The 17,750-nt window shown below is 59.0% G+C and carries 29 protein-coding genes and 1 pseudogene; 6 read left to right on the top strand and 24 right to left on the bottom strand.

Annotation, left to right across the window (positions count from 1 at the left end):
- Nucleotides 1-102: 102 nt before the first annotated feature.
- Entirely contained in the window at nucleotides 103-939 is an 837-nt protein-coding gene (locus VJ109_RS17950) for a hypothetical protein (RefSeq protein WP_324761143.1), read from the bottom strand.
- A gap of 86 nt (nucleotides 940-1,025) precedes the next feature.
- Between VJ109_RS17950 and VJ109_RS17945 the strand changes: the two genes are divergently transcribed.
- Nucleotides 1,026-1,514: a hypothetical protein gene (locus VJ109_RS17945; RefSeq protein WP_324761142.1), complete on the top strand. Its 489-nt coding sequence runs from the start codon at nucleotides 1,026-1,028 to the stop codon at nucleotides 1,512-1,514.
- 29 nt (nucleotides 1,515-1,543) lie between these two features.
- On the opposite strand, the gene VJ109_RS17940 is transcribed toward VJ109_RS17945, so the two are convergent.
- The 3 genes from VJ109_RS17940 to VJ109_RS17930 form a co-directional block, all read right to left on the bottom strand.
- On the bottom strand, nucleotides 1,544-1,783 hold the full coding sequence (locus tag VJ109_RS17940; RefSeq protein ID WP_324761141.1) for a DUF7389 domain-containing protein: 240 nt from the start codon (nucleotides 1,781-1,783) through the stop codon (nucleotides 1,544-1,546).
- A gap of 66 nt (nucleotides 1,784-1,849) precedes the next feature.
- Nucleotides 1,850-2,674: an N-6 DNA methylase gene (locus tag VJ109_RS17935; protein WP_324761140.1), complete on the bottom strand. Its 825-nt coding sequence runs from the start codon at nucleotides 2,672-2,674 to the stop codon at nucleotides 1,850-1,852.
- An 82-nt stretch (nucleotides 2,675-2,756) separates the two neighbouring features.
- A complete protein-coding gene (locus tag VJ109_RS17930) occupies nucleotides 2,757-3,206 on the bottom strand; it encodes a hypothetical protein (RefSeq protein WP_324761139.1) in 450 nt (149 codons plus the stop codon).
- A 106-nt stretch (nucleotides 3,207-3,312) separates the two neighbouring features.
- On the opposite strand from VJ109_RS17930, the gene VJ109_RS17925 reads away from it, so the two are divergent.
- Nucleotides 3,313-3,678: a hypothetical protein gene (locus VJ109_RS17925; protein ID WP_324761138.1), complete on the top strand. Its 366-nt coding sequence runs from the start codon at nucleotides 3,313-3,315 to the stop codon at nucleotides 3,676-3,678.
- Here VJ109_RS17925 and VJ109_RS17920 read toward each other — a convergent pair.
- Both VJ109_RS17920 and VJ109_RS17915 read right to left on the bottom strand, forming a co-directional pair.
- Nucleotides 3,675-3,983, bottom strand: a complete 309-nt coding sequence (locus VJ109_RS17920) for a hypothetical protein (protein WP_324761137.1) — start codon at nucleotides 3,981-3,983, stop codon at nucleotides 3,675-3,677. The two genes, VJ109_RS17925 and VJ109_RS17920, sit on opposite strands and share 4 nt — an antisense overlap.
- On the bottom strand, nucleotides 3,983-4,426 hold the full coding sequence (locus tag VJ109_RS17915; RefSeq protein ID WP_324761136.1) for a DUF8030 family protein: 444 nt from the start codon (nucleotides 4,424-4,426) through the stop codon (nucleotides 3,983-3,985). The genes VJ109_RS17920 and VJ109_RS17915 overlap by 1 nt, the downstream gene beginning before the upstream one ends.
- Before the next feature lie 582 nt (nucleotides 4,427-5,008).
- Between VJ109_RS17915 and VJ109_RS17910 the strand changes: the two genes are divergently transcribed.
- Nucleotides 5,009-5,743: a hypothetical protein gene (locus tag VJ109_RS17910; protein WP_324761135.1), complete on the top strand. Its 735-nt coding sequence runs from the start codon at nucleotides 5,009-5,011 to the stop codon at nucleotides 5,741-5,743.
- A 258-nt stretch (nucleotides 5,744-6,001) separates the two neighbouring features.
- Here the strand turns inward: VJ109_RS17910 and VJ109_RS17905 are convergent, their stop codons facing one another.
- The 15 genes and pseudogenes from VJ109_RS17905 to VJ109_RS17835 form a co-directional block, all read right to left on the bottom strand.
- Nucleotides 6,002-6,265: an AbrB/MazE/SpoVT family DNA-binding domain-containing protein gene (locus VJ109_RS17905; protein WP_324761134.1), complete on the bottom strand. Its 264-nt coding sequence runs from the start codon at nucleotides 6,263-6,265 to the stop codon at nucleotides 6,002-6,004.
- Between the two features lie 60 nt (nucleotides 6,266-6,325).
- Nucleotides 6,326-6,991: an SWIM zinc finger family protein gene (locus tag VJ109_RS17900; protein WP_324761133.1), complete on the bottom strand. Its 666-nt coding sequence runs from the start codon at nucleotides 6,989-6,991 to the stop codon at nucleotides 6,326-6,328.
- A gap of 58 nt (nucleotides 6,992-7,049) precedes the next feature.
- Nucleotides 7,050-7,289: a DUF8129 domain-containing protein gene (locus tag VJ109_RS17895; protein WP_324761132.1), complete on the bottom strand. Its 240-nt coding sequence runs from the start codon at nucleotides 7,287-7,289 to the stop codon at nucleotides 7,050-7,052.
- The gene (locus tag VJ109_RS17890; protein WP_324761131.1) at nucleotides 7,286-7,591 is read right to left on the bottom strand and encodes a hypothetical protein; all 306 of its coding nucleotides are present in this window, start codon (nucleotides 7,589-7,591) and stop codon (nucleotides 7,286-7,288) included. Before VJ109_RS17890 ends, VJ109_RS17895 begins: the two co-directional genes overlap by 4 nt.
- On the bottom strand, nucleotides 7,588-7,890 hold the full coding sequence (locus VJ109_RS17885) for a hypothetical protein (protein WP_324761130.1): 303 nt from the start codon (nucleotides 7,888-7,890) through the stop codon (nucleotides 7,588-7,590). Before VJ109_RS17885 ends, VJ109_RS17890 begins: the two co-directional genes overlap by 4 nt.
- An 87-nt stretch (nucleotides 7,891-7,977) precedes the next feature.
- Nucleotides 7,978-8,319 (bottom strand): DUF5615 family PIN-like protein, encoded by a 342-nt coding sequence (locus tag VJ109_RS17880; protein WP_324761129.1) that lies wholly within the window; start codon nucleotides 8,317-8,319, stop codon nucleotides 7,978-7,980.
- On the bottom strand, nucleotides 8,319-8,600 hold the full coding sequence (locus VJ109_RS17875; protein ID WP_324761128.1) for a DUF433 domain-containing protein: 282 nt from the start codon (nucleotides 8,598-8,600) through the stop codon (nucleotides 8,319-8,321). The genes VJ109_RS17880 and VJ109_RS17875 overlap by 1 nt, the downstream gene beginning before the upstream one ends.
- Before the next feature lie 168 nt (nucleotides 8,601-8,768).
- Nucleotides 8,769-8,984: pseudogene (locus VJ109_RS17870) on the bottom strand (universal stress protein); the annotation flags it as partial.
- 89 nt (nucleotides 8,985-9,073) lie between these two features.
- A complete protein-coding gene (locus tag VJ109_RS17865; protein ID WP_324761127.1) occupies nucleotides 9,074-9,829 on the bottom strand; it encodes a plastocyanin/azurin family copper-binding protein in 756 nt (251 codons plus the stop codon).
- Between the two features lie 19 nt (nucleotides 9,830-9,848).
- Nucleotides 9,849-10,157 (bottom strand): thioredoxin family protein, encoded by a 309-nt coding sequence (locus VJ109_RS17860; protein WP_324761126.1) that lies wholly within the window; start codon nucleotides 10,155-10,157, stop codon nucleotides 9,849-9,851.
- A gap of 121 nt (nucleotides 10,158-10,278) precedes the next feature.
- Complete coding sequence (locus tag VJ109_RS17855) at nucleotides 10,279-10,632, bottom strand: SHOCT domain-containing protein (protein WP_324761125.1); 354 nt, start codon at nucleotides 10,630-10,632, stop codon at nucleotides 10,279-10,281.
- Between the two features lie 5 nt (nucleotides 10,633-10,637).
- On the bottom strand, nucleotides 10,638-11,054 hold the full coding sequence (locus VJ109_RS17850) for a DUF302 domain-containing protein (RefSeq protein WP_324761124.1): 417 nt from the start codon (nucleotides 11,052-11,054) through the stop codon (nucleotides 10,638-10,640).
- A 94-nt stretch (nucleotides 11,055-11,148) separates the two neighbouring features.
- Complete coding sequence (locus tag VJ109_RS17845; RefSeq protein ID WP_324761123.1) at nucleotides 11,149-11,505, bottom strand: SHOCT domain-containing protein; 357 nt, start codon at nucleotides 11,503-11,505, stop codon at nucleotides 11,149-11,151.
- A 53-nt stretch (nucleotides 11,506-11,558) separates the two neighbouring features.
- The gene (locus VJ109_RS17840; RefSeq protein WP_324761243.1) at nucleotides 11,559-11,858 is read right to left on the bottom strand and encodes a hypothetical protein; all 300 of its coding nucleotides are present in this window, start codon (nucleotides 11,856-11,858) and stop codon (nucleotides 11,559-11,561) included.
- A 184-nt stretch (nucleotides 11,859-12,042) separates the two neighbouring features.
- Nucleotides 12,043-12,771, bottom strand: coding sequence for a cupredoxin domain-containing protein (locus VJ109_RS17835; RefSeq protein ID WP_324761122.1), 729 nt, complete (start codon nucleotides 12,769-12,771; stop codon nucleotides 12,043-12,045).
- Between the two features lie 130 nt (nucleotides 12,772-12,901).
- Between VJ109_RS17835 and VJ109_RS17830 the strand changes: the two genes are divergently transcribed.
- Genes VJ109_RS17830 through VJ109_RS17820 form a run of 3 tightly spaced genes read left to right on the top strand, consistent with a single transcriptional unit; the run spans nucleotide 12,902 to nucleotide 13,831 of the window.
- Nucleotides 12,902-13,252: an ArsR/SmtB family transcription factor gene (locus tag VJ109_RS17830; RefSeq protein ID WP_324761121.1), complete on the top strand. Its 351-nt coding sequence runs from the start codon at nucleotides 12,902-12,904 to the stop codon at nucleotides 13,250-13,252.
- Nucleotides 13,253-13,259: 7 nt separating this feature from the next.
- Nucleotides 13,260-13,559, top strand: a complete 300-nt coding sequence (locus VJ109_RS17825; protein WP_324761120.1) for a DUF7521 family protein — start codon at nucleotides 13,260-13,262, stop codon at nucleotides 13,557-13,559.
- Nucleotides 13,556-13,831 carry a DUF7521 family protein gene (locus tag VJ109_RS17820; RefSeq protein WP_324761119.1) on the top strand — a complete coding sequence of 92 codons (276 nt, stop codon included), beginning with the start codon at nucleotides 13,556-13,558 and terminating at the stop codon, nucleotides 13,829-13,831. Before VJ109_RS17825 ends, VJ109_RS17820 begins: the two co-directional genes overlap by 4 nt.
- 64 nt (nucleotides 13,832-13,895) lie before the next feature.
- Here VJ109_RS17820 and VJ109_RS17815 read toward each other — a convergent pair whose 3' ends face one another.
- From VJ109_RS17815 to VJ109_RS17805, 3 genes are all read right to left on the bottom strand, one after another.
- Entirely contained in the window at nucleotides 13,896-14,489 is a 594-nt protein-coding gene (locus VJ109_RS17815) for a helix-turn-helix transcriptional regulator (protein ID WP_324761118.1), read from the bottom strand.
- A 73-nt stretch (nucleotides 14,490-14,562) separates the two neighbouring features.
- Nucleotides 14,563-16,029, bottom strand: a complete 1,467-nt coding sequence (locus VJ109_RS17810) for an amidohydrolase family protein (protein WP_324761117.1) — start codon at nucleotides 16,027-16,029, stop codon at nucleotides 14,563-14,565.
- A 128-nt stretch (nucleotides 16,030-16,157) separates the two neighbouring features.
- A complete protein-coding gene (locus VJ109_RS17805) occupies nucleotides 16,158-17,558 on the bottom strand; it encodes a permease (RefSeq protein ID WP_324761116.1) in 1,401 nt (466 codons plus the stop codon).
- Between the last annotated feature and the right edge of the window lie 192 nt (nucleotides 17,559-17,750).

Raw genomic sequence — 17,750 nt, 5'->3', positions numbered from 1 at the left:
TTGGTGCTTCACCTTTATTGACCGAAATCGGGGTAGAATGTGTCTCTACTGAGGTCTTCAATAAAGCTCTTAATTTACTATGCTTGCTGTTGGTTGGGTTGTTCAGAGCCCCTGGGCTTCCATCTCCTGGTCAGCCATCGCCTCGGCGTCGAAGGTCAGCAGATGCGACCGGAGACGGGCGTAGGCACTGTCGGCATCGCTGGACACACAGAAGCGATTTGGCTGGGCATCGTGCGGATTGCCCCCGTTGTCGATCCACTCCTGTAGCGTGAACTCTCGTGCTTCCCGGTCACCGTCGGTGGTTTCGAAGACGGCTGCGACCGATGGCGTGTCGTGGTTCTGAGCGACGTATCCGATCTCGACGGCATCGTGGCTGGCCTCGAAGCGCTCCCAGCCGTCGACCTGGGCAGGCGGATCCTCGGCGAACTGCTGGATCTCGCGTCGGACTCGCTCGTCTTCGGCGGCCTCGCGCCAGGCCTGCTCGATATCCTCGAGTTGGGACTGTTCGATTGCTTCGAGGACCTCGCCGGGAACGCAGTCTGCTGCCCAGGCGATGATGGTCTGGGCTTTCTGATACTGCTCTTTGGGATCGCCCTGCAACCGGCCAAAATTTCGCTCTTTTGGCGACATCGAGAAGACGCATCGCCGCCAGAATCCGGGATCATCGGTTCGGTCGTCGTCTCGATCAGGTGCCCAGTCAGCCATCGACCGACGGACCTCCTCGTGATGCCCGAAGCCGGTTCGACGGCCGCCAGCCGAGAGGATACGTTCTGCGAGGTCGATTGCACGGTCCTGGTCGTCGGCAGGCACCTCGTCGGGTCGCTCAATGTCGACGTGGACCGGGAGTCCAATGTCGTTCGCGATGGTTCGCTGGAAGTCGGGTTCGAGCGGCGATTCGTCGAGGAAGTACGGTTCGATCGGAGCGTTGGTCGTCTCCATAGTTCGAAGCCTCCACCCCGTGAGGCGACAGAAAAATCGTCGTCGTCGTCGGTATCAATTTCCATCAGGCCTACGGTGAATCACGTATGTCCAACTGGGATTGGGTGACCTCTGAGGGAGCGACTGGAGAGTTACCGGTGGAAATGACGGCTGGACGCCAACTGCAGACCTTAGAGAATTACGCCGAAGAAGCTGAAATTAAGAGATTTGAGCTATTTTGCGATGAATCTCTAGCTGTGGGCGATGTATGCATATTAGGCTGTGAGATCCTTTCGGTCGATAAACCTCTTGGAACCGATATCGAGATCGGAATCCATGATATCGAGTTCATACACAAGACACCGCGCGAAGAGGGAATCGAAGCGATGATGAAACACCTTGACGCTGCGAAAGCGGTACAAGAAGAGCGGAAAATGGAACGCCGATGCGAGAACTGTACCGAAATCACCTCAGATACGGAATTATCCGCTCGCGACCATCGGCAGGGCCGCGATCTCAACTACTGCAGTCAATGCGGTCGGTTACTTTCCACATCGGAATATCAGCAGTGGAAGCAAGTCCATTCGTGGGAGTAGTTGACGACAAAAAAACTACCAACGGGTGTTCAGGAATCTGATTTCTCAGGTTGAATCCCGCGGAGTTGATCGCTGATCTTGTCGTCGTACTCAGCGAGCAATTTGTAGAACTCGTCGATGGTGTGCTTGGCGTCCTCGCCTTTCGCTTTGATCGTGACCTGGTCCTCGTCACGGGTTCCAGTGCCTCGCTTGAGCCGGGCTTCCATGCTCGTTCCAATATCTGTTCGTTCGATACGCTCGACGTCGGCTGAACTGTCTTCGTCGGACATAGTTCTGTGACGGGGACCTCTCTCTGTAGAGTGCCCCTCACCCACCTGGGGCACAGAAAAGCGGGGTCAGTGGTCGCGGTCGAAAGCCAGCAAGGACGCCTGCTCGCCGCCAGATAGCGTCGAGACGGACACGGACGCACTCTCTTCCTGGCGCTCCGAGTCCTGCCCTGCGTCGTCTGGAGGGCGCTCCTCGGCCGTATTCTCGAAAGCCGGAGTCAACGAGTCCCGCAGGCCCTCGATCTCATCCTCGTCGAGTTCGCGAACGCTCCCGCCCATCGGCGAGTGGGAGGTTTGCCAGGCTCGTTGGTAGTCGATAGTGAGCGAGTCGCCCTGAACGATGTAGGCATCGAGATTAAAGAAACAGCAGTTCAGAGCCGCCATTTTCGCACAGAGCGGGTCCTTGTCCTGGCCGACAAACAACGCCTCGGGGTGGCGTCGACCGCTGACCAGGAGCATCCGCCCGCTGCCGCAGGCCGGGTCGAGGACTGTCTGTCGATCGTCGGTTTCGCTGTCGTCGACAATCCCGGAGATCTCAGCCATCATCTCGCAGACGGTGTGTGGAGTGAAGTGCTGGCCGAAGGCATCACTGGATATCCCGTACTCTTCGTACACCGCGCCGAGAACGTCGGTGTCAGTCTCGGCCATGCGTTCCTGGAGCTGGCCAAACGCCGTGGCGAAGAGGTCGGCCGAGCGCTGCCCGTCGGGCTGGTCCATGTCGGCGCGCTCGCGATAGTCGTCGAGAACCTCCAAGTAGGGCTCGTCCCGGCGCTGAAGGGCATACAACATTAGGTCGACCCAGTCGCGGAAGACAGTGTGAGCACTGTGGCCGCGCTGGCGGATCTGTTTGAGCGTCGCAACGAGATCGTCGACGTCGACGTGTGGAGAAGCCATCCTCTCACCCTCTGGAGGAACAGAAAACGGGGGAGTGCTGCGTCTTAACCAACACACCTACGTTTTCCCGGTCCAGTGTTGGTTAACCTCTGCGTGCGAGATCGTACAGATCATCCAGCAGGCGCTGGAACACTTGCTGATCCGTCGGCCCAACAGGGTCGAGTTTCTCGGGGCGTTTGGCGAGGACACTGGCGAAGTCCTCGTCGGGAACCCAGCCGCTTGACCGCTCCATCGCGTCCCACTCCCCGACGATGGCCTGTGTGGCATCCTCGGTGACGTAGACGGCTCGGATCGCCGGCCGCTCGCGCAGCGGCGTCCCGGTGACCTTCCCGTTGGCCTTGACCCTCCACTCCAGCAAGAGCCCAGCACGGCACTGGACTGCATAGACAGGCACCTGCGCTGGCGTGGGCGACTCGCGACGGCCCTCGTCGGCCCAGGATTGTGGCAGTGGTTCGGGGTCCGATTCGTCTTTCCAGCGCCACGTTCGCTCCTGACTCGCGTTCCGTGAACTGGCTCTGTATGCACTACCCATAGCGGATCTCTCAGTTCCCCAGAGAGACAGAAAACCCGGCGTAGATTACTTCTATCCCAACTTTCTTGGATATAGAGCTAGTAAGAAAGACCACGAGGACTCCCCGATGAAAACAGCCGAGTCCCCCACCCCGACCAGCGATCGTTCTGCCCCGAACCAGCGGGTTGCCCACCAACCCGAGGGCACGCGTACCCTCGACTTCGAGACGATTCGCCAGTCTCGGCCGACGACCTGGACGGCTGCACTCGAGGCGAGCGTCGATGTCGACCGCGGCGGTCGTCCGGACCTCTTTCTGGTGACCGTCGACGACGACTGCCCGGCCAACTGCTCGCTGGCTGAGTCTCTGTCTGGCGAACATGCTGGCTGGTGCAGTTGCCAGGTCTTCCAGGCGACCGAGGTCTGCCCACACCTATGTGTGCTCCGTCAGCGGGCCGCGCTTGGCGATCTTGCCCTCCCGACTCGCGAGCGTTAGTGGTCAGGGAGTGCCTGTGCCCGTGCCGCCCCGCGGATCGCTTCGACGATACGGAACAGGACTACTGCCAGCAGCAGGAACGAAACGATCCCAGCGCCGTATCCGAAACGCGTCCCAGTCTGAATCGTCGCGACCAGCAGCGGCGACAGTGCCAGTCCGATGCCTGCCGAAGAAAACACCACTGCCGCGGCGCCGGCGACCGACTCGGAGACACCGTCCCGCCGAGACAACAGGATCTCCAACCCGATTCCGCCGAGCGTGCCGACAAGCCCACCGGCCAGGGCGACGATCTGGAAGGATTCCATCAGTTGCCCCCCAGGGTGATGGCGGCCAGTGGCTGGACGTCGACACGCCCGAGTTCTTCGTGATCGAGACACTCGCAGAGCGCCTTGCGGACTGCGGCTCGCGAGCAGGGTTCGATGTCGACACCGTTTCGAGGATCATTCCGGAGTTGGACGTACTCGGTGTCGACGGTCAGTCCCGTGTGCTCGGTACGACACCAGATCGTCTCGACACCGCCTTGCGTCTGTTTGGTGCGGTACCGAGCGGCCACTGGCTCGTGGCGAAGTTCGACCAGAACGCACTCGGCGAAGGCAGCCACCCCCGTTGGCGAGCGGAGCGTCGGGACCTTCGCTTCGAGCGAATTCCAGGGATCGTGGTATGCTGGTTCATCGATCTCATCGACGACGAGATCTGCAGGTTCGCTTGCTGGCTGTGCGACTCCGTCGGCCTGGCTATTGACAGACATCGTTCTGTGTCGGGACGCTCTCTCTCTGGACCGCCCCTCACCCCCTGGGGGCGCAGAAAATCGCTATCGGGGGCATTTGGCGACCAGTGCTACTCTGAGGGTCCGCTAGGGACATCCTCAAAACCTCATTTCCCACTGTAGAACAGTGAATAACCCGCTCAATTTGTGTGCACATTGGGTTGACAGTGAGTTTCACGGGAGAAGGTCTCCGGTATGCCCGTGCTCGTACGGTGTTTTTATCAACTCGAAACGTAACAATCTCAGCCGTGACTAACCCTTGCAACTGGAACTGATCCGATGGATTGGGGTTGGACTCGTTGTCTTGTCCCTTGTTCTAGCGATGGTCGATTCGTCTCGCCAGTCCAATGAAGCGACCGTCATGTTGTTCATGGCTGTGAGTGGTGTTCTCCTCTTGACGGGGATCGGATACTTTGCTCCCGACTTGCTACTCAGATTAGCGTTCGTGTTCAATATCGGTAGTTGGCTCTTCTATCTGGTTGCGCTCGTCGCGCCAGTCTATTTCGCCAGTCGAATCTTGGTGATGGGATGATTCCAGCCAATGTGACTCTACTTCAGTTATCATTGCTCCTCGACTACGTGCCCGCTTGGTTGGGACCGCTACTGCTCGCTACTGGACTCATTCTCGTAGTCGTGACGTTCGGATCGTTCTCGCTTGCTGGTGAATCACGTTCATTCACACTCACCGGTGTGATGCTGCTCTGTGCATTCGTCGGTGGCGGGTTGATGCTCGTTCCGTTCTATATGCGTCGGACGTACATTTTCGCCGCTGGGCTATTGCTTGCCGGGCGGTGGATTGAGGGTGTCGCCGCGACGCGATTAGTAAGCAAGATAGTCCGGTTCGTGAGTGGGACAGGGTCGGGTAGTCTCTCTGCGACAATTAGGCGCCGATTCCGCCGTGCAGCGATCATCGTTGGGGTGTTACTGATTGCCGGTTGGGCTGCAGTCTGGGTGCTGGTAATCGGGCCAGTCGTCGTTTCTCAAACATACGATCTTACGCTTATCTGGACGCTCTTGGTCGGCTTACTCTCCATTTTCGGACTGGGATTCAAATTCTCATCTGTTGACTCTCGGATTTACTCAGTCGAGCCACGTTTTATTCCGATGATTATTGGACTGATTCTGTCAGTTACCGGGGCACAACTTTACAACTTCGAGCTGTTCGAACAAGTTCTCTCAGCGGGAGCAGTCGAAGTTTCAATCTCGGCGTTGGATCCAATACTGTTGCTCGCAGGCAATGGAATCTATATATTTGGCTACTACTGGTCTGCCCGCAGACGATTACAAGAGTTCAAGTGATGAAGTAGCCTGTACAACAACCAGAGCCGTTGTAACGTAATTTTCATATTAGACCGATCAGCCGTATTTTAATACTTAAAATACCGTACTGACCAGTCCAGCGGCGGTATCAACCTTAGCGTGAAGGAAGCGGTCGAGACTGGTAACGCGTTCGTGGTCAATACCGGTAGTTACCTTTGAATCCAGCGACCATCAAATCGTGTGGAACACCGGTCGCGATGACTCCAGAGATGAGGACGTTCGTATCGAGAACGGCCTTCATGTATCGCTATCTCGCCCTTCGTGAACGAGCTCGTTGATGTCGTCCATCGAAAGCTCGACTGTCCCCGATCGCTCCTCGACACGCGACTGAAACTCTTCGACGGAGGGCAGTTCGAGTTTCTTCAACATCAGGCCGTGTTCCGTCGGGACAACCATCAGTTTCGTTCCCTGCTCAAGTCTAAATTCGTCACGGAGCCGACTCGGAATTGTGATTTGCCCTTTCGAGGTGACCGTCGTCAGTTCTGGTTCGTCAGTGCTCATTGTAATCTCTATGTAAGAATTCCTTACGTACATGCTTGAATGTTCTGCTGGATGGGCTGATTAGGCGTCGGGAAGCTTGCCGTCGGGACGGGGCACCAGCCCCTCGCGGATCTCGATGTCGACACGCCGGAGGTGCTTGCACTGATCGGCGGTGTCGGGACAGCTACACGTCTCCTCAAGCACGTCGACCTCGTAGCGACTGTCCGACGCAGAGTGGACTTCGTAGACTCCGGGCTGTTCCAAGAAGGCGACGTCGATAGATTCGCGTTTGGCTCGCTTGGTGCGTGGCTCGTCTTCGGAGCGGACCGCGAAGGGGTCCTCGGCTGGGTCGGTGACACCGCCATCGTCGACGCGGGCTTGTGCGACGCCCCCGTCGGCCACCGCTCGGCGCGGCTCGCCGTCGACGTGCATTCCGAACTGGTCGTCCAGGGCGTCGGCGTCGATCCACTCGGGGATGGGTCGCTCGCCGGTCACGAAGCCGACTCGCTTGCGGTGCTTGCATTCTTGGCTGGGGTTGTACTGCTGCCAGGGACACTCGCACGTTCCCTGAATGGTGTCGACGAGATACTCCGAGCCTGAACTGGAGTTGACCAGGAACAGACCGGGTGCGTCCCGTACCCGGCCGATGGAATCCAAGACGGTCATCACCTCGGTCAGTGCGGCGACGGTGCGTTTGTCTGGGCCAGCCTCCTCGACGTCGATCTGCGTGGTTTCTGTGGTAGCCATGGATAGCAGGCGGCACGCCCTCGTTGGGACGCCCCTCACCCGCTCGGGGCGCAGAAAATCAACTCGGGACCTGCTCACCAGACTCGGCTTCCTCCCGACGAAGCTCTCGCGCTCGCACCCGCAAGTGCGATTGCACCGGCGTCCGGTTTCGATGCTGGTTTTCGTAGGCGAGATACTGCTGGACGGTCTCGACCGAGTGCATACACCGAATCCCGGCCAGGATCGGCTGGAGGTGGTCGCCGTCCAACAGCCGCTCGGGCGGGAGTTTGTCGAGGATCGCGTCGCGATCATCGCTCATCGCTTCCCCTCCGGACGCTCTTGCATGTGCTTCTGCGCCAACGAAAGCCCCTCGTCGAGTGTCTCGCGGGACCCGACCAACTTCCCAGCCCGCCGGAGCGCCCAGCCTTGTTCCGTCGACCGGAGGAGTAGTGCCGCCGTCGTCCCTGGAATGTGCCACCCGATCATGTTCTGCGTCCGGGCCTGGAACTTCCACTGACCCACGGTGGCGTCGATCGCCGCCTGCTCTTTGTCGATCATCACCTCTGACCGCCGGCCACCGGCGCCGAAGTCGCCCAGCGTTGCGGTCCCCTCCGAGCTCATGCCGGGACCTCCTGTTGGGGCCAGCTGGCGACCGTGGCTTCGATGGCGTCGATAATCGTTGCGACGCGGACCTCCAGCGGCGCCGTCTCGTCGACGTCGACGTCCAGGACCGTCCGCAGTTCCAGTACGTCCGGCAGATCCAGGATCTCCGAGTGCCGGGCGACCGCTCGCAGGACCACGGCTTCGAGGTCGTGTTCGCCAGATTGATCGCGAGCGCTCCTCGCGATGGACTCGACGAACGCCGAGTGGTTCGGACACGAGACACCTACACTGCTCTGTCGAGACTGGTTTCGAGACATCCTCTCACCTCCAAGGAGGGACACAAAACCCGGGGGAGAGATTTAGCTGGTCTGTAACAGTCGGAAATCGACTCCTGTTAAACTCTCTCAGAGCCAATTACTGCTGACATACTCCAGCGAAACGTCCTCTTGATCGAGATACCCAGACATTTCGTGGACGATGTCGCCAACCTCGCGTGCAGCGAGTGTCTGGTCTTTCTGGAAGAGAACTCCAGGACTTTGAGAGAGGTCCAGTTCGGTGAAGAAATCATCATCCTGGGTCAGTATCAATCTGTCTTCGGTGTTGGCATAGCTGGCGATAGCGGCGTCAGAACTACCGACACCAAGATCAGACACGTCTCGAATCCACTCCACGTCGTGACCAAGCTTCTGTAGATACGTAACCGTCGCACGTTCAATATTCTCGTCCGCCAAAATACGATACGCCATCAGTTTCGGACATCGTCAGGATCGGTGGTCAGATGTGCGTGCTCTTCAATCGCTGCCTCTCTGTCAGCTTCGACGGCTCGCATCTCCTCCGGGTGATCGTGGTAATACGCGAGTGCACGATACACGTCCGCAATATCAATATCATGGCGATCAGCGACAGTTCGAGGACTGAGACCACGGTCTTCGACCTGTGTCTTGATGAACTGAACCGTGATTCGCCGTCCCTCCAGATGTGGCTCGTCATGGAGTTCACGAACGATCTGACGTGCCACCTGACTCATACTAATCTGTAGACTCCGTCGATACTTGAATTGTAGGCTCCGGAACCCCTCACCGTACTATAGGGGCACAAAAGCCAGGGGAGAGAGCTAGCCCTACGCCGGCGGGAACCGAACAGACCCTTGGCCCCGAGGGCGTGGCTGACCGGCTCGATGGGGACCGTGAGACTCCGAAAGCGTCTCTTCGCCGAGTTCTTCGAGGCCGTGTTCGGGTCCTTCGGCTTCGTCTACGTACTCATCGCCGCTGTATGCAGTCACGACGTCCTCGTCGACGACGTAGAGCACGTGGAGGGTAGCGTCGTGCGTGGCTGCAAGGTCAAGTGCATGCGCTGCAGCCTGTTCAGACGCGACGGTACCGTCGGTCGAGAGCAGAATCCGGTCGTACATTCGTTCAGATATCAAATGCAGCCTTGATAAAGTCCTATCCTAAATCTCTGGACGGCCGTTTGAGGTGTCGTCGTGGGCTTCTGGTAGCTTCAGTTCTCTTGGTTCTGTAGCAATCGTTCACGGCGTCGTTGGAACTCCGCTTCGTCGATGTCGCCGCGGGCATATCGACGTTTGAGGGTTTCCATCGCGGAATCGTCACTCTCTGGAGGTGCAGCACCTCGCCCGAGTGCCCAGTAGAGGAATCCGCCAACCAGCCCCAGCATAGCGAGTGCCCCGCCGACGAACGGCAGCCCGCCGAACCGGCCACCGTTTCGGCCATTCATCATTCCAGGATCAGACCCCATCCCAGGGTCCATCATTCCACCACCGGTGGTCCCGCCATCTCCGGTGCTGGACCCATACGCTATCGCGCCCTGTTCGACGATAGCGTCGCTCTCGGGCACGTCGCCGTCCGGAATCGGACGCTCCTCGGCTGGACCGCCGGGGCTGCCGACGACGATTCGACCGACCATCCCGATTGACTTGTGTGGGATGCAGTAGTAGTCGTACGTGCCTGGCTGTTCGAACGTGTACTCGAAGGCTCCCGACGAGATGGTTCCACTGTTGAATGCGCTGGCGTCGGCCGGAATCCGGTTCTCGTAGGCGGTTGCCGAGTGGGCTCCAGCCGCTAGCTCGAAGCGAACGGTCGTGCCGGGTTCGACGTGGAGTCCGATCGGGTCGAAGTAGTCGTTCCCCATCTCGACGACGGGCGTATCCTGTGCGGCGACTGGCTGGGTGAATCCCGCACTTGCGACTGTGCCGGCACCGAGCGCTCCTAGGAACTGGCGTCTACTGTAGTCGGTCATTGTAGTTGTTTGACTTCTGTTAGCTGCGGATGATGCTGGTGAGTCGGTGCGCGAGGCCCGGCGATTGCTGGTCTGCATTCTCGATAGCGACCTCTAGGTCGTCACGGTCGACGATTCCGATGAACCCGGCTGTCTGTTCCCCGTTCGCGTACACGAGCGTCGTTGGCGTCTTTCGAACACCGTACTCCTCGGCCGTCTCCAGATCTGTCTGGATGTCGACGTCACGAAAGTCGACATCCGGACACACATCTTCAATGCCTTCGTTTTTCTCTCGTTGCGTTGTGCACGCTCTGCATGTCTCCTGTGTGAACAGGATTACTTCGGTCATAGTATCTAGTATGGCCTTGTGCCTTCAGCACATTTCTGTTCACATCCGAAAGCTGTGAGGGTCACAAATTTCGGAATACGAGGTAGCGGACGTGAGTAACGCCGGAGTTGGTGTCGGGGCGTCACTCCGAGCGTTCGAGCTTGTTCCGACGCGTTTCGAACTCTTCCTCGGTGACATCACCGCGGGCGTATGCCATATGCAGCTCCTCCATTGCAGGATTCCGCGACGACTGCGATTCGGTCACGCGACGGAAGACGAGATATCCTCCACCGAGCAGGAGGAGGAGGAAGACCAACTGGACGAGCATCCCGACGAGTGGCCACCAGCCGCTGGTCGTCCCGTATCCGCCCATCATTCCACCGTAGCCCATCATCCCGCCGAAGCCCATCCCCATTGTGAGCAAGGGCAAGACAATGATTGCCCCGAGAATGAGGAGGATGATGGTCGTAGTGTCGAGCTGGTTCGATGAAGACATCGATATCAGGCCTCCGACGTTGCTCCTAGTTCGTCGGTAACGGTCGAGAGAACACGCTCGAAACGCTCGTTGACCTCGGTCGCAACCGAGTCAAGCGCATCGTTGTCCGCGATGCCGACCAGTTGCTTCGGATCGACAGCACTCACAACGATATCGCCGTCATCTGTTTCGTAGACGATGACGTTACACGGGAGGAGTGCGCCGAGTTCGATTTCTTCGCTCAGTCCCTCGTATGCCAGCGGGGGATTGCAGGCACCGAGAATGCGATACTGGCGGAATTCTTCGCCGAGTTTCTCTTTGAGCGTCGCCTGGATGTCGATGTCACAGAGGACGCCGAATCCTTCGTCTTCGAGCGCTCCGATCGTCGTGTCGACAACATCGTCGAATTCGCCGGTTACTGCTGTTTGTATTGTATAGTTCATAAATTACATACTCCGTCAGTGAGGTTAACGGTTGGGTGCCGCAATGGCGAGCATTGGGAATGTGATGTATCGGCTGGAACAACACCGGATCCGGTCATCCGGTACGTTCCAGCTGTTTTCGCCGTCGATCAAATTCGTCATCCGAGAGCTCACCGCGGGCGTAGCGCTCACGGAGAACCGACAGCGACTGTTCATCGTTCCCGCCGGATTCGCGGTTGAGGAGCGCATAGACGATGTAGAGCGGGACGGCGAGGAGGACCCCCATCCAGAGAAGTCCCCAGAGCCCCATTGCGCCGCCAAAGAGGCCCCAGCCGCCCCCACTCATCATGCCGCCGCCATAGCTCCCGCCGCCCTGGCCAGCCGCCGTTCCAGTCGTCGCGAACAGTAGCGGGACCGCGAGTATCGCGAGTCGACGAGCCGTGCGTCCGATGTGAGTGATGAGTTGTGTCATTGTTGTGCGTTGGTCGGTGTGGTGTTCGGTTGGAACGCTCGAAACGGGGGGCCTCAGCAGTGACCCTGTCTGTACGTCCTGCTATCGTGGCGGTCGTCGTCAGCGTGGTCCTGGGCCATCTCGTCGACAGTCACGCCCATGTTTCCCTCCATCCACTCGACGGCACCGGGACCCATGTGGTCAGTCATGTGGTCGTCCATCCAGGTCGCCCAGTCGTCGGTAGTCTCGTTGTACGGGGGCGCGTCGTCTGCAGTCGTGTCGTTGCCGTGTGCGCTCCCCAGTCCCGGGGCCAACGCGAGGCCGACGATTGCGAGCGCCACGAGCAGCCAGCGGCCGATGGTGAAGTTGGTCATTGTCTGTCGCCTCATGTAGTCGTAGGACCCTTCAGGGGTTATGACGATGGGTGTGAACCGCAGCAGGAGAACGTCCAAGAGCGTTTATGGAGCATTTTAACCGTCTCTCAGAACCAGGACCGTTCATACGTACCGAATTCGATGCCTTCGACCGGAGCGGTGTCACAGGCCTCGATACCGACCCTCAGGTGTGGGTTTCTTCGTCGTGGTGCGCGTCAGTTTCCTCTGCATGCTGGTCGGTTTCGGTGTGGGTCGCTTCGTCGTGACCGTGGCCGTCGTCGGAGTGGGTCTCCTCCTCGTGCTGGTCGTCGCTCATGATATCTCGGACTATCGTGTTCAGTTCCTCGAGTTTTCCTTGGACTTCCTCGGATTTGTTCTCCGGCATTGTCTGGAGCGCCCGCTGGTCTTCGAGGTGGGGGTCACCGACGATTACGGTGGCTATCATCCCGAGGGACTCGTGGGGCGTACAGAGGTAGTGGTAGACGCCCGGCGTCTCGAAGGTATGCTCGAAGGTCTCGCCTTCCTCCGACATCGTTCCGCTGTCCCACGCCGCCGCCCCTTCGGGAACGAGACGGGGTTGGTCGTTGTCGGGGTGGTACGCCGTCGTTGTGTGCGAGCCGCTTTCGAGGCGCCACGTGACCGTTCCGCCAACCTCGACCCACGTGACGTGGGGGTCGAAGTGGTACTCGGTCGACCCCTCCGACCGCGCCGTGTTGACCACCACCTCGCGAGACGCTGCGGGTTCGCTCACAGTGTCGTGTCCGGGTTCTTCTTGCCCGTGGCCTGGGTGATCGTCCCCGCCGGCTTGCTGTTGGGCCGAGCCGCTGGGAGCGCTACAGCCGGCCAGTCCCGCAACGGCGAGGCCGGCAGTTCCTTCCAGCAGTTTCCGTCGCGTGAGTTGTGGATAGCTCATAGCACAGGTCACCGTACAGTTCAAGATAGGGGCGTCTGGGATATAGGGGGGAATCCTGTTTTGCACGCGACGCAAACGGTCCCTGATTTAAGTACCGCTGAGAAACTATCTTCTATCGCGAGGAACAGCCGTGTCCAACGACGACCACTCTGACGCGCTCTTGGACTTGCTCGGCCAACAGCGAGTCCGACAGATACTGGCTGCGACGAGCCGTGACCCGCAGTCGGCGAAGGAACTCAGCGAGGCGTGTGATGTCGCCCCGTCGACTATCTATCGGCGCGTCGAGGAGATGCTCGCCACCGACCTGCTTGTCGAGCGGACACGGATTGAATCGGACGGGAGCCATCACAGCGTCTACGAGGCCAACGTCGACCACCTTGATGTCGATATCGACGACGGGACTATCGACGTCAGCGTCGTCGTACGTGAAGATGCCGCCCAGCGGTTCTCGCGCATCTGGACCGACATCCGGGAGAGTTGACTCAACCATGCACATCGAACTCGTCATCGCGAAGCTCGTCACGGTTGGACTGGGACTGTTGATAACGTACCAAGCGTACAAGGGGTATCGAACGTACGGCAGCGAGCCGATGCGCTACGTCGCTATCGGTTTCCTGTTTATCAGTGTCGGGTCAGTCATCGAGGGCGTCCTGTTCGATGTCGTCGGCTTGTCGATATTCGTCGCGGGAACCATCCAGACAGCGGTCGTCGCTATTGGGATGCTGGTCATCCTCTACTCGCTGTACGGTCGGATAACACCGCAAGCCAAAAGCGAGGACGGCCCATGACCACCCACTGGGACCTCACGCTGGTCGGCGTTCGTATCCTCTTGCTCCTGATGGGTCTTGCGACAACCGCAATCAGTTTCCGCGCCTACCGCCGAGACGGAACACGATACCTCCGTGATGCCACGGTCGGATTCGGATTCATCACGCTCGGAGTTCTCATCGAAGGGTTTCTCTACCAATTGACTTCGTTGACGCTCACACAGGTCCATATCGCCGAATCAGTCGCGCTGGTCATCGGGCTCGGTGTCCTTCTGCGCTCCTTTCTGGATTAATCGGTCGGTCCGAATTTGGGTTGGTAATAGCACAGACGGGAGATGCGTAGCGCCCCGAAGACAGCTACTGCGGCTGATTTTGCTCCAGTTCATCACTCGGATAGACACGATACGTTCGTCCCTGCCGCTCGCGGTACAACAGACCACGCTTTTCCAGGGCACTGACCGTCTGGCTCACCTTGCTCTTCGAAAAGTCCGAGCGGTCTCGCAGTTCGGTTTGCGTGAGGCCGGGTGAGGACAGTACCGGTTCGAGGATTCGGCGCTCGTCTTCCGGCAGGAGATCTAACACACGAGCCTGTGGCTGGGTGTCTTGCGGTCCCTCGCTGTCCGGTTGCTCCGCCGGTGATGCAGTACTCTCAGGACCATCCGCACTCGCTGCTTGGGCCTGCGAACGGGTGCCTGTATCTGGGTCAGTGAACTCGTCTCGAACCAAGAGATACCCGCCCCCCACGACAACGGAGACGAAGAGCGTCCCAAAGATGTACCAGAGTGGACTCGTTCCGTGCGCAGCGCCCATCGACGACCCCATCCCCATCATCGACCCCATCTGTTCGAACGACTGCTGTCGCTGGTATGCTTGCCAGCTGAGCACTCCGCCAAAGAGAAAGATAGCCGCGACGAGGAGGCCGGCAGCTGTATCTGTACGCCGGCGATTCATCCCTCACACCTCACTCTGGTGTGTCCCGTGATCATATGTAATCGTCAGTGAGACGGCGGTGTACCAGTTTTGATTACCATTCAAACGTGTCGCGTACTGACTGAAGCGCAAGCCGCGACAACAGCCGTGTCGGTCCTCGCTTCGGGAGGTCTCGAACAGTATCAAGCGTCCCCGGCGGTTCAGCACCGCCAACGTCCAGCTCCCAGTCAGTCTCGTTTGCAAAGCGGTCGACAGCCTGCTCCGCCTGCCGTCGCACCTCATCGACGTTCATCGTTACCGGGTTTCTGTCTCGCACGACCACGTCGCCGTCGACGATGACCGTCTCTACGTCGGCTGGAGCAGCGTTGTTCACGATGTGAGCGGGGATGTTGGTCAGGGGCGTGAACTTCGGCTTCTCTAGATCCAGGAGAATCAAATCGGCACGTTTCCCCGGTTCGACACTCCCGATTTCGTCGCCTATCCCCAGGGCCCGTGCTCCCTCGACAGTGAGCATTCTGACGAGCTCCATCGATGTGTACTGTCCCGCGGTCCGCTTGAGGTTGGCTGCGAGGCGAGCCTGTCGCGCTTCGCCGAACAGACTGTACGAATCGTGCCAGTAGTGGTCGTCGATTCCCAGCCCGACATCGACGCCCGCCGCCCGTAACTCGGGCACCGGTGTCCACTGCATGTCCGCGTCCGGATTCCAGTAGGAAAACACCGAGGGACAGTGTGCGACGGACGCACCCGAGGCGGCAGTTCGCTCAATATCGTCCTCGTCGGCGACACGGAAATGAGCTGCAAGTAGACGATCATCGAGCAGACCGACATCGTCGAGCAACGCAAGCGAGTCCGTGGCGCCATTGGCTCGTGCCATCGTGTTACTCGCCTCGAGTTCAAGCAGATGTGTATGCACGAGTATGTCGGGATACTCGGACGTGAGCGCCGCTGTCCGCTCCCAGAGCTCGCGTGTGCACGACCAGTCATCGTGCGGGCAGATGGTCGCCCTGATGCGACCGTCGTAGGTGTCGTGGTACTCCTCGATAAAGCGGCGAGCGCGGTCGAACTGTTCGTCGACGGGCTCGTCCCAGAAGAGGTCCGTAATTACCGGGCCGAAGAACCCACGAAGCCCAGCCTCACCAAACGCCTCTGCACCGGTATCGGGCTGAACGTCCATCGAGTTACTCGTAGTAACACCGGCAAGCGCGAAGTTCAGCGCAGCTAATTCGCATCCCGCATCCACGAGATAATCGAACTCGTCGTCGGCGAGGCGACCAAAGATAGCAGTCATGCTGCCCATCATCTCCTGCAGGCTGAGGTCGCTGAAGGCGCCAATCAGCGGTGTCATCTCCAGATGAGTGTGGGCGTTGACGAGTCCTGGCATCACGAGATTTCCATCGCCGTCGATTACCTCGTCGGCAGCAATGCTTGCGTCGCCGTCACTGGACTTTCGAACCTCTGTGATGTGTCCATCGTCGACAACGACCGTCCCACGCTCGTAGAGACGGTTGCGCTCGTCGACAGTCAAGACGAGCGAATCGTGGACGACCAAGTCAACGGACACGCTCAGTCACCTCCGAAGTGAAGTCGCTGAGGCATCGTGTCCCTGATGATCGGGGGTGAACGCGGAACGCTAACAGGTGTGTCGATACGGACTGCTGTCTCTCGTTGACGCTCTGTGGCGGGATTCTGTTAGTGGTCATGACTACCGGCCGCACCTCCTTCAGAAACGTGTGGGTGTTGGTCTGAGAAATCAGTCGGATGTTCCTCGAAGGACTGCTTGCAGCGTTCCGAACAGAAGTAGTACGTCTCCCCGTCGTAGGTGATACTCGGCCCGCTATCGTCGGTTCGCATCCCACAGACGGGGTCGCGGTACTGACCGGGCGCCCCGAGCCCTCGACGGTAGACATACAGGAGGAATCCCGAGAGGGCAAACGCGATGACGTTGAGGTAGAACGTGTAGTTGAGTTCGAAGTACGTCTGCTCGGTTGCGGTCTCTCCGCCCGCGAGGTCTGGCACGATACCGAGCACGTTGAACAGTTCTTCCATGAGAAAGCCCGTGAAGGCCATCGTCACGAAGAAGACGCCGAGGATGTACAGCATCACCGTCCAGCCGTAGTACTTCCGGTAGACGTTCAGTACAGGAATCGTGATAAGGTCGGCGTAGACGAACGCGATAACGCCGGCAAAGCTGATACCCCCGCCCCAGAGCGCAACGGCGAATGGGACGTTGCCCATGCTCCCGACGAAGCTGACAACGGCGATAGCGACCCCCATGATAGCGTTCTCGGCACTGACGAGCACACCATCGCCCTGGAGGAACAGCGTATTCCACACTGATTGTGGGACGAATACGATGACGAACCCTGAGATGAGAAAGCCAGCCACGACGTCCTTCCAGATCATCGACCACTCCTTGCGGTACTGGTTGCCGACCTTGTACCAGCCACCCCACGAAAGGAGCTCCTCCCGCCACCCGCCGCTGCTGGCGACTTCCTGCTCGTAGGTCTCCATACACCCTTCCGAGCAGAACTCCAGTGTCTCGCCGCCATCGGTCACCAGCGAGTACTCGTCTTTGCCTTCCATCCCACAGGTGGGGTCTTCGGTAATCCCGTGGTCGTGATCACTCTCGTTGAGCGTTTGTCTGACTTCGTCGAAGAGATTCTCCGGGAGCGTTAGATGGACGAGTACCGCCATCACCCCGATGAGGATGACGCCACCGAGAAGCTCCGCAACGAGGAACTCCCAGCCCAGCAGGATGAGAATCATCAGCCCCAGCTCGACGATAAGGTTCGTCGAGGCGAACATGAAGGCGAGGACGTTCACCACGTGTGCCCCCTTCTTGAACAGTCCCTTCCCGATAGCGATGGCGCCGAAGCTACACCCGCTACTCGCGGCGCCAAACAACGTCGCTTTCGTGACGCCACCCACAGTCTCCTCGCCCAGTACGTTTGCCATACGCTCTTTCGAGACGTAGACCTGCACGAGACTCGTAATAAAGAGCCCCATGATGATGGCCCACGCCGCGGTCCAAAGGAAGCCGAACCCGATCCGTAAGGATTCGAAAAGTCCATCGACGATGGCAGCTTGCATATCTAATACATCGCGGGGCTGATTTTTTGCCGTTGTTCTTAACAAACCAAGCTCGGAGCGGAGCAATTCCGAATATCCGAAAACGAGACTGCGATGGGGTCGGTCCAGTCGACGCCACTGTCCAGCCACAGCAGCGAGGATGGGACCAGAAATTCCGGATTCGTTCGGTCTATCGGAACTAGCACAGCAGTT

Source organism: Haloarcula montana (assembly GCF_035666295.1).
Taxonomy (GTDB): domain Archaea; phylum Halobacteriota; class Halobacteria; order Halobacteriales; family Haloarculaceae; genus Haloarcula; species Haloarcula montana.
This window is presented reverse-complemented; position numbering and strand designations above follow the sequence as displayed.

Coding starts and splice junctions, on each gene's coding strand:
- VJ109_RS17950 (WP_324761143.1), bottom strand. CDS start 939: ATGGAGACGACCAACGCTCCGATCGAACCGTACTTCCTCGACGAATCG.
- VJ109_RS17945 (WP_324761142.1), top strand. CDS start 1,026: ATGTCCAACTGGGATTGGGTGACCTCTGAGGGAGCGACTGGAGAGTTA.
- VJ109_RS17940 (WP_324761141.1), bottom strand. CDS start 1,783: ATGTCCGACGAAGACAGTTCAGCCGACGTCGAGCGTATCGAACGAACA.
- VJ109_RS17935 (WP_324761140.1), bottom strand. CDS start 2,674: ATGGCTTCTCCACACGTCGACGTCGACGATCTCGTTGCGACGCTCAAA.
- VJ109_RS17930 (WP_324761139.1), bottom strand. CDS start 3,206: ATGGGTAGTGCATACAGAGCCAGTTCACGGAACGCGAGTCAGGAGCGA.
- VJ109_RS17925 (WP_324761138.1), top strand. CDS start 3,313: ATGAAAACAGCCGAGTCCCCCACCCCGACCAGCGATCGTTCTGCCCCG.
- VJ109_RS17920 (WP_324761137.1), bottom strand. CDS start 3,983: ATGGAATCCTTCCAGATCGTCGCCCTGGCCGGTGGGCTTGTCGGCACG.
- VJ109_RS17915 (WP_324761136.1), bottom strand. CDS start 4,426: ATGTCTGTCAATAGCCAGGCCGACGGAGTCGCACAGCCAGCAAGCGAA.
- VJ109_RS17905 (WP_324761134.1), bottom strand. CDS start 6,265: ATGAGCACTGACGAACCAGAACTGACGACGGTCACCTCGAAAGGGCAA.
- VJ109_RS17900 (WP_324761133.1), bottom strand. CDS start 6,991: ATGGCTACCACAGAAACCACGCAGATCGACGTCGAGGAGGCTGGCCCA.
- VJ109_RS17895 (WP_324761132.1), bottom strand. CDS start 7,289: ATGAGCGATGATCGCGACGCGATCCTCGACAAACTCCCGCCCGAGCGG.
- VJ109_RS17890 (WP_324761131.1), bottom strand. CDS start 7,591: ATGAGCTCGGAGGGGACCGCAACGCTGGGCGACTTCGGCGCCGGTGGC.
- VJ109_RS17885 (WP_324761130.1), bottom strand. CDS start 7,890: ATGTCTCGAAACCAGTCTCGACAGAGCAGTGTAGGTGTCTCGTGTCCG.
- VJ109_RS17880 (WP_324761129.1), bottom strand. CDS start 8,319: ATGGCGTATCGTATTTTGGCGGACGAGAATATTGAACGTGCGACGGTT.
- VJ109_RS17875 (WP_324761128.1), bottom strand. CDS start 8,600: ATGAGTCAGGTGGCACGTCAGATCGTTCGTGAACTCCATGACGAGCCA.
- VJ109_RS17865 (WP_324761127.1), bottom strand. CDS start 9,829: ATGACCGACTACAGTAGACGCCAGTTCCTAGGAGCGCTCGGTGCCGGC.
- VJ109_RS17860 (WP_324761126.1), bottom strand. CDS start 10,157: ATGACCGAAGTAATCCTGTTCACACAGGAGACATGCAGAGCGTGCACA.
- VJ109_RS17855 (WP_324761125.1), bottom strand. CDS start 10,632: ATGTCTTCATCGAACCAGCTCGACACTACGACCATCATCCTCCTCATT.
- VJ109_RS17850 (WP_324761124.1), bottom strand. CDS start 11,054: ATGAACTATACAATACAAACAGCAGTAACCGGCGAATTCGACGATGTT.
- VJ109_RS17845 (WP_324761123.1), bottom strand. CDS start 11,505: ATGACACAACTCATCACTCACATCGGACGCACGGCTCGTCGACTCGCG.
- VJ109_RS17840 (WP_324761243.1), bottom strand. CDS start 11,858: ATGACCAACTTCACCATCGGCCGCTGGCTGCTCGTGGCGCTCGCAATC.
- VJ109_RS17835 (WP_324761122.1), bottom strand. CDS start 12,771: ATGAGCTATCCACAACTCACGCGACGGAAACTGCTGGAAGGAACTGCC.
- VJ109_RS17825 (WP_324761120.1), top strand. CDS start 13,260: ATGCACATCGAACTCGTCATCGCGAAGCTCGTCACGGTTGGACTGGGA.
- VJ109_RS17820 (WP_324761119.1), top strand. CDS start 13,556: ATGACCACCCACTGGGACCTCACGCTGGTCGGCGTTCGTATCCTCTTG.
- VJ109_RS17815 (WP_324761118.1), bottom strand. CDS start 14,489: ATGAATCGCCGGCGTACAGATACAGCTGCCGGCCTCCTCGTCGCGGCT.
- VJ109_RS17805 (WP_324761116.1), bottom strand. CDS start 17,558: ATGCAAGCTGCCATCGTCGATGGACTTTTCGAATCCTTACGGATCGGG.